General features: G+C 52.3%; 8 protein-coding genes. All 8 read left to right on the top strand.

Going from position 1 to position 7,604, the window contains the following annotated elements; translation table 11 throughout:
* Positions 1-88: 88 nt before the first annotated feature.
* Positions 89-1,069, top strand: coding sequence for a CRISPR system precrRNA processing endoribonuclease RAMP protein Cas6 (gene cas6 / locus JRJ26_20295; protein MBW2059831.1), 981 nt, complete (start codon positions 89-91; stop codon positions 1,067-1,069).
* Between the two features lie 143 nt (positions 1,070-1,212).
* On the top strand, positions 1,213-2,373 hold the full coding sequence (locus JRJ26_20290) for a TIGR02584 family CRISPR-associated protein (GenBank protein ID MBW2059830.1): 1,161 nt from the start codon (positions 1,213-1,215) through the stop codon (positions 2,371-2,373).
* A gap of 91 nt (positions 2,374-2,464) precedes the next feature.
* Positions 2,465-3,817, top strand: coding sequence for a type III-A CRISPR-associated protein Cas10/Csm1 (gene cas10 / locus JRJ26_20285; GenBank protein MBW2059829.1), 1,353 nt, complete (start codon positions 2,465-2,467; stop codon positions 3,815-3,817).
* Positions 3,720-4,916: a hypothetical protein gene (locus JRJ26_20280; protein ID MBW2059828.1), complete on the top strand. Its 1,197-nt coding sequence runs from the start codon at positions 3,720-3,722 to the stop codon at positions 4,914-4,916. Before cas10 ends, JRJ26_20280 begins: the two co-directional genes overlap by 98 nt.
* Positions 4,917-4,932: 16 nt before the next feature.
* The gene (csm2, locus tag JRJ26_20275) at positions 4,933-5,394 is read left to right on the top strand and encodes a type III-A CRISPR-associated protein Csm2 (protein ID MBW2059827.1); all 462 of its coding nucleotides are present in this window, start codon (positions 4,933-4,935) and stop codon (positions 5,392-5,394) included.
* Between the two features lie 14 nt (positions 5,395-5,408).
* Complete coding sequence (gene csm3 / locus JRJ26_20270) at positions 5,409-6,110, top strand: type III-A CRISPR-associated RAMP protein Csm3 (GenBank protein ID MBW2059826.1); 702 nt, start codon at positions 5,409-5,411, stop codon at positions 6,108-6,110.
* Complete coding sequence (locus tag JRJ26_20265) at positions 6,107-7,108, top strand: hypothetical protein (GenBank protein MBW2059825.1); 1,002 nt, start codon at positions 6,107-6,109, stop codon at positions 7,106-7,108. The genes csm3 and JRJ26_20265 overlap by 4 nt, the downstream gene beginning before the upstream one ends.
* On the top strand, positions 7,105-7,604 hold a 500-nt coding region (gene csm5, locus JRJ26_20260; GenBank protein ID MBW2059824.1), incomplete at its 3' end, for a type III-A CRISPR-associated RAMP protein Csm5. The genes JRJ26_20265 and csm5, both read left to right, overlap by 4 nt.

The raw sequence follows: 7,604 nt of genomic DNA, 5'->3' as shown, positions 1-7,604 counted from the left end.
ACCGATTTTGCCAAATCGGTTCGATGTGCTATAATGGAGCCCGGATCTTTCCACCCGGATGGCAGTGCGAATTTCATGGAGGTCTGCCGTGGAGGCCTTCAGGATTGCACGTCTTTCCTTTGAGCTCGAAGCGCTCGACCCGATCTCTCTCCCCTCTTACAAGGGCTCCACCTTTCGCGGCGGGTTCGGCCATGCCTTCAAGAAGAGCTCCTGCGCCCTGAGACTCCGGGAGTGCGACTCGTGCCTGCTCAGGGAAAAATGCGCTTACTCCTATGTATTCGAAACCCCGCCTCCCTCTGACACGGCCATCATGCGCAAGTACCCGAGGGCTCCTCATCCCTTTGTCCTGGAGCCACCGGAGGAAGAGCGGAGCCTCTACCGACCGGGAGAGCCGATTGTCTTCGGCCTCACGCTGATCGGGCGTGCCATCGAATATCTCCCCTATTTCATTTACAGTTTCAACCTCTTGGGAGAGATGGGCATGGGCAGGGGGAAAGGCAGGTTCACACTCAAACGGGTACGGGCGCTGACCCACCCGCCCGCCTCCCAAACCACAGCAGAGAGACGAGAACATGCCCCTCCCATTTACGACGGCGAATCAAAGAAGCTGAACATGGTCCCCCTGTCGGTCGCCTGGCAAGACCTGCTTGAAGAGCGGCCTCCTCCACCGGACGACCGGATAACGATCTCCTTTCGAACACCCACACGCATCCGCTATAACGGCCGCCTGACACTCGAATTGGAGTTTCACGTCCTGATACGCAACCTGCTCAGAAGGATCTCGACCCTCTCTTACTTCCACTGCGGAGAAAGTCTCGAGGTGGATTTCCGGTCATTGATCGAAAGGGCAGAGGGCATAGTCTCCGAGGACCGACACCTCCGCTGGCATGACTGGGAGCGGTACTCCGGCCGCCAGGACACGCGCCTCAAGATGGGGGGCTTTGTGGGCTCGGTCTCTTTCAGGGGAGACGTGGAGTCGTTCTGGCCCTATCTTGTGCTGGGCCGGGCCGTCCACGTCGGGAAGGGAACGGCCTTTGGCTTGGGCCGCTATGAGATTAGTGGATCTTAACACCAGAGGGCTTTCCCGGTTTCCAGTGGAACGGGTGCCGGCGGGCTGTCTCCGCCACAGCCCCGGAGGCTAACCTGGCGTGCAACCTTGCAGAAACGTTGTATTTATTGTATCTCCCGCCACGGGCCTGTAATCTGAGAAGTATGGCAAACGAAAAATACCAAGAGATTCTCATCTTTGTCGCAGGCACGACACCCCAGATCATCACCGAGACGCTCTATGCCTTGGTGTTCGGGCAGGACCCTGCGGTTTTCCCGGACGAAGTGCACGTCATAACCACCCAGCACGGAAAGGAACGAATTGAAGACGAGCTGTTTCAAAAAGGGAGGTGGAGAGACTTCTTTCGAGAGTTCGAGCTCGAGCCTATTTCCCCTGAAAAGGTCAACATCATGGTTGTGACCGACTCCCGGTCACGACCCCTTGACGACATCAGGGAGGCAGCCCATAACGAGGCCGTCGGGGATCTGATCGCCGACTTCATCAGGAAGAAGGCCGGAGACCCGGCCTCACGCCTCCACTGTTCCCTGGCAGGAGGGAGAAAGACCATGTCTTTTTACCTCGGCTCCGCGCTCCAGCTCTTCGGCCGCCCCTGGGACAGGCTCTATCACGTCCTGGTTACCCCGGAGTTCGAATCCCACCCGGGCTTCTATTACAAACCGAGAAAAAACCGCGTCCTTGAGGTCACGAACCCGCTGGGAAAAACGATCCGGACCTTGAACACCCGCGATGCGGCCATAACCCTGGCTGAGCTCCCCTTTATCCGCCTCAGGGAAAAGCTGTCCCTTGAGGCGAAGCCTTTCAGGGAACTCGTGGCCGAAGGCCAGAAGGACCTTGACACCGCCATGGTGCAGCAGCGGCTGGAGGTGAATCTGCAAGAGCGGACCGTCAAGGTGGGCACCAAAACCATCGAGATGGTCCCCGTGCTGCTCATCCTTTACTGTGCGTTTCTTAGGGAAAAGCTCGACAGATGCCCCTATCCAGACCGCACCCTCTGTCTGGACTGCACGGACTGCTTTCCGGCTCTTGTGGACTTTACGAGCCGCGAGGCACTGGAAGCCATGGTCGATGACTACAAAACGATCTACGGCCCCCTCTCCCCGCGGGTCGGGGATCTCCTGGACCAGTGGGACCAAGGCTTTGAAATCGAGGCCCTCCGCCAGAACGTGAGCAAAATCAACCGAACTCTGCGAGAGGGACTGGACGATGAGACCATGTTTCCCATCTACGCGATAACGGCCGTGGGCAAGCACGGCTCCAAGCGCCACGGGGTGAGAGTGGAGAAGGGGAAGATAAGGATAACATGATCCAGATGGAAGTTAAGTTGTCATTCGAAGCATAGCGACGATCGACGGTTCGTCCATTATCGTAATCCAAGCAAATCGAGGGAGACCAAAGATGGAACAAGAACAATCTGAGGCTGTTGCTCTTGGTGCTCTGCTCCACGACATAGGGAAGTTCATGCAGAGGGCAGGCCTGCCTTTGAGCCAGCAGTCTAAGAACATGGAAAACACTATTTGTCCAGTTTTTCGTGGCCGCTATTCGCATAGGCATGTTCTTTGGACGAATGAATTCTTCGACAACTATTTTCCAAAGGACCGCATCGATAGGTCGCAGGATAACGTAGCCAATCTCGCCAGTTATCATCACCGACCCTCCACGCCGCTTCAGACCATTATTCAGGAGGCAGACAGGCTGTCCGCCGGGATGGACCGAAAAACCTACACGAAGGTGGCCGAAGAGGAAATCTCGAAAAGGGGTCATATTGTTGAGAGACTAGCTCCTGTTTTCGAGGAGATATGTCTCGCTAAGAACATCTTTGAAGGATTCCATTTCCGTTATCCGCTCAAGCCTTTGTCGCCTCCCTATATGTTCCCAGAGAAAACAGAGGATGTCGTCGATCTGCAGCAAACAAAGTCTGTCTTCGAGTATTCACAGTTGTGGGAGGCATTCCGGGATGAATGTCGATCTCTATCCAAACTCAAACCCTTAACTCTCTTCCCGGATTCCCTGCTATTCCTTTTGGAAAGATTTACTTGGGCAATCCCTTCTGCCACATACAGTTTAGGCCGACAGACATGGACTGACATTTCCTTGTACGACCATTCCGTCACGACTTCGGCTATTGCCCTGGCGTTGTATCTGTATCATAAAAGTACGGATAGCATGACTGAGGAAGCCATTCGGGACCGCGAGAAGAAAAAGTTTATCTTTGTGAACCTGGATGTCAGCGGGATACAGAGATTCATTTTTGATATTGCGGTCGATTCCACCAGAGGGGCAGCTCGCATCTTGAGAGCAAGATCCTTCTACCTTGCGTTGCTCATGGAGGGGGCTGCTCGGTGTGTTTTCAAGGAATTCGGCCTCTTCTCGCCGAGCAGAGTCATTAGTGCCGGAGGGCGGGCTGTGATAGTTGCGCCCCTCCTGGAAGCCGCGGAGAGAAAGATCGAAACAATCCAGCATGAAATCGACCGTTTTCTATGGTCGAACTACTTTGGCGAACTGACCATCAACCTCTCATGGATTCCGGTCTCGGGGAAGGAACTCGAATTGGATTGCTTTCCTGCATGCCTGGAAGCGCTGACTCAGTCTGCCCAGAGGGCCAAGCTTCGCAAGATGTCTTCCATGATAGGAAACCCGGAGAATCACCGATTTGACGCTTTTTGGAAAGAATACGAGCCCGACAAGGGGATCTGCCGGGCCTGCGGGAAGAAACAGGCCAAGGTGCCGGTCAGAGAAGCCCGACTCTGATCACAAAGAGGACGACGGTATCCACGTATGTGGCGGTTGGTTTAGATTCTCAGATAGCGTTCCATGTGCAGACGGGTTGGAGGCAGCATGGGTGCTACAGTCTGAGAAAAGGAGTTCCTTGCCTTATTGGATGGTCGCGAACTACGTGCCCCTTTTCTGTGAAAAGGACCCCCACAATGACCTCTACACTGATCCTCGCCACAACACTGAACAGCTCATCGAGGATGCAAGGACGGGCATTGAAAGGCGAGGTATAAAAACATTTCATCACATCGCACTTTCGTCCCTAAGGCGAAAGCCAAGTGACAGCGGCTTTCAAGGTCGGCCTTACCTTTGTATTTTCAAGGCGGACGTAGACAACCTTGGATTTCTTTTCGGATATGGCCTACGCGATCTCTTTCGCAAAGGTGACAACCGGCTGACATTAGGTCGGTATGCCACTTTCAGCAGAATGATCGACCGTTTTTTTTCATTCTACCTCCCAGATTTTTTCCGGACAGCAGAAGAATATTCTGATACATACACAATATTTGCAGGTGGCGACGATTTGTTTATCGTCGGACCGTGGGATAAGACCCTGCTGCTGTCAAATAGGATCTACAGTGACTTTCGCCGCTATACTTGCTCAAATCCTGATATTACACTTTCGGGCAGCCTCAATCTCATGAAGAGTAGGTATCCGGTCAACTACATGTCCCGTGTGGCAGAAAAAGGCCTTGACAAGGCAAAAGGAGAAACACAAGACAAAAATAGCCTTCACCTATGGGGCGAGGTCATTCCATGGTCTCAATTCCCCGGGATCATAAAAGTCAAGGACGAACTAGATCGTCTGATGAACGATCCCTCTTCTAAAGTAAGCCGTCGCTTTGTGTATGAACTCATGATCATAAAGGACATGAAGGGGCGATTCATGGAAGGGCAGAGCATGCAGTGCGGGGCTTATGCGTCTCTGTTTCGATACAAGTTGGGAAGACTGGACAAACAGAAAATGCCAAAAGAGGTTCAAAATACACTGATCCGGCTCTACAGAGATTATATTGAGGGAGATCAACCGTTGCAGTTGGGCATTCAATGGGCCTTATACCTAAACAGGAATTGAGAAAGGAGGTTACACAATGGAACGGAACGATAGAGAACCCGCCATACCAGAAACGATGAATTTCTACGACCCGGATGGAAGCATAAGGCAAGACTTGTTTTCCGTGGTCGCAGAAAGACAGGGTCGTGCTCTGGTGCAAAGAAAGAGTGAAAAGAGGAAAGGAGGCAGGGGCACCGTGGAAATTACCCCTACGCAGGTACGACGGTTTTTCGATGAAGTAAAGGGAATCCAACGATATCTTAACCAGTTCCAGCCAGAGGAAAGGGAATCTGCCTTTAGGAGAAAACTGCCGGAGATCATGATGCTGAAGGCTAAGGTTACGTATGCTCGCGGCCGGGATGCCCTTACCGATGAGTTCAAGGGCTTTATTGAGAAGAGCGTAGCCTCCATCAAAAATCTTAGGGACTTTGAAGTATTTTGCAAGTTCTTCGAGGCTGTGTACGGCTATTTCTACTACTACTCACCAAAGAAAGACTAGGCGGAGGGCCAGACATGCAACTATTGGATATTATAACTGTAAAGGGTCAGATCAAACTGAGAACGGGACTCCATATCGGGGGCAGCAAGGACGACATCGAAATTGGCGGTATAGATCTCCCGGTTATCAAACATCTAGAGGGAGATCCATACATCCCGGGGTCCTCCCTAAAAGGCAAGATGCGGTCTCTCACGGAATGGCTCGAGCAGAGAGTGAGGCCTGACGGAAAGGTTCACATATGCAAAGAGAAGTCGTGCCCTGTATGCCGGATCTTTGGGACAACAGAGGAAGGGTGGCTATATGGACCAACAAGACTGGTTGTAAGGGACGCCTTCCTGAACGCGAAGTGGAAGAACCAAATGCTTGAGAGAGGACTCCCCCTGACCGAGGAGAAGATTGAAAACTGGATCAACCGCCTCGAGGGTAAGGCAGGAAGGGGTGGACTGCGGCGCACCGAACGGGTACCTGCAGGCACTCTGTTCGACTTCGAGATGAACTACAAGGTGATGGATATTGAGGGAGATAGGACGACCGACCAGGATAATTTCCAAAAGGTCCTTGTCGCCATGCGCCTCGTAGAGATGGATGCACTTGGTGGAGCTGGAAGCCGGGGTTACGGCCGCATCGAGTTTCAGAACCTAACAAAAATCGAAGCGGGCGAGGAGTCGGCCCTTTTTCTCCCAACACCGGATCAGATCTTCGGGAGGGCGGCATGAAGACTTTCAAGGTGAGAATCTGTTTTGAAACGCATGCGGCGACCCCTCTTCACTCTGACACCCTCTTCGGCCACCTCTGCTGGATGTACAGATACATGCATGGGGAGGAATCCCTCCATAGAGAGTTGCTGAGGGATTACGATCAGGCCCCTTCGCTTATTCTGTCTGATGGCTTCCCTGCTGGTTTTCTTCCGCGCCCCTGTCTTCCCCCAGCATCCGATCAAGAGATATCACCACTGTTTGGGGAGTTTTTCTCAGTCAGGGACAGGATTCATTTCCTTGAATTCCTGGCTGCCTTCAAGAAAGCCGCAAAGATCCCCTGGGTCCATGCCCAGGCAATGGAAGAGTTGAGAACAAATCTAAGCCCAAGAGGCCTCGTAAGGGTCCTTTTGGCAAGTGAGATCAAGACAACTGGAAAGACAAGACCCGGTATGATAGATGCTGACCATATGTTAATCCCCCACAACACCATCAACCGGCTTACAGACACCGTGGAGAAGGACGGGGGCGGCTTCTTTCACAGCCAAGAGGTAGCAGCGAGAAACAAACTCTATGATATTTACGTCAAAACCAAATTGGACTGGGAAGCGGAGACGATTAGGGAAATCTTTTCCCTGCTTGGGAAATGGGGCTACGGAAAGGATCGGTCAACTGGCAAGGGTCAGTTCATTGTGAAATCCATCAGCGAAGAACATTTACCTGGCGAGGGGAACGCAGTGATGGCCTTGTCCCATTTTGTCCCAGACGGTTCTCTGTCGAAAGGGTACTATGAGCTATACACCAAGTATGGAAAACTCGGCGGGCATTACTCCCAAGGAAACGTTGCATTCCCCAAAACGCCTCTGTTGTTACTAAAACCGGGTGCGATATTCAAGGTCAGTGAGAAGCGTGAATTCTACGGGCAAAGCCTTGGGCCGGTTCATCCCGAACTAGAGGATGTCCGCCAGCAAACGTATCTCTTCCCCTATTTCTTAAAGATGGGAGACTCTGAAAAATGAATAAGCGCTTCCTAACAACGGTCCGTGTTGAAGGGGAATTTCTTTCTCCTGTCCATATTGGATCAGGACAAGAACTCGACCCTTTCAGTTGCTTCATGGTCGAAGGTTACCTCTACTATTTTGATCTTCCCTCTGTTCTACAAACTCTTGGAGAGACAGAGAGAAATGCTTTTCTCGAGTTGGCGAACCGTGACGACCTGATAGGCCTGCGGCGGTTCCTGAGCGAAAGACTTGGTCGTCGCAAAGATGTATCCCGGAGGATACTTGTCTCTCCTTCGGTGGAGAGGGAGTTCAAAGCCAAGATTGACGATCCAAGGAATCAACTGGTTCTGCAACCATTTCTCAGGAACCAAGGCACTTTCAACCCGGTCGTCCCAGGTTCTTCGATCAAAGGGGCAATCCGTACGGCAGTGATAGATACTCTTTTGGAAGAAAAGCGACTCCGGCTGAACGAAGAGAGCCTGAGGGATCCCAAAAGAATGGAGAAGGTAGTACT

It is taken from the genome of Deltaproteobacteria bacterium (assembly GCA_019308905.1).
In the GTDB taxonomy this organism is placed as follows: Bacteria; Desulfobacterota; BSN033; order WVXP01; family WVXP01; genus JAFDHF01.
Note: the sequence above shows the minus strand (reverse complement) of the source record. Positions and strands in the feature narration are given on the sequence as shown.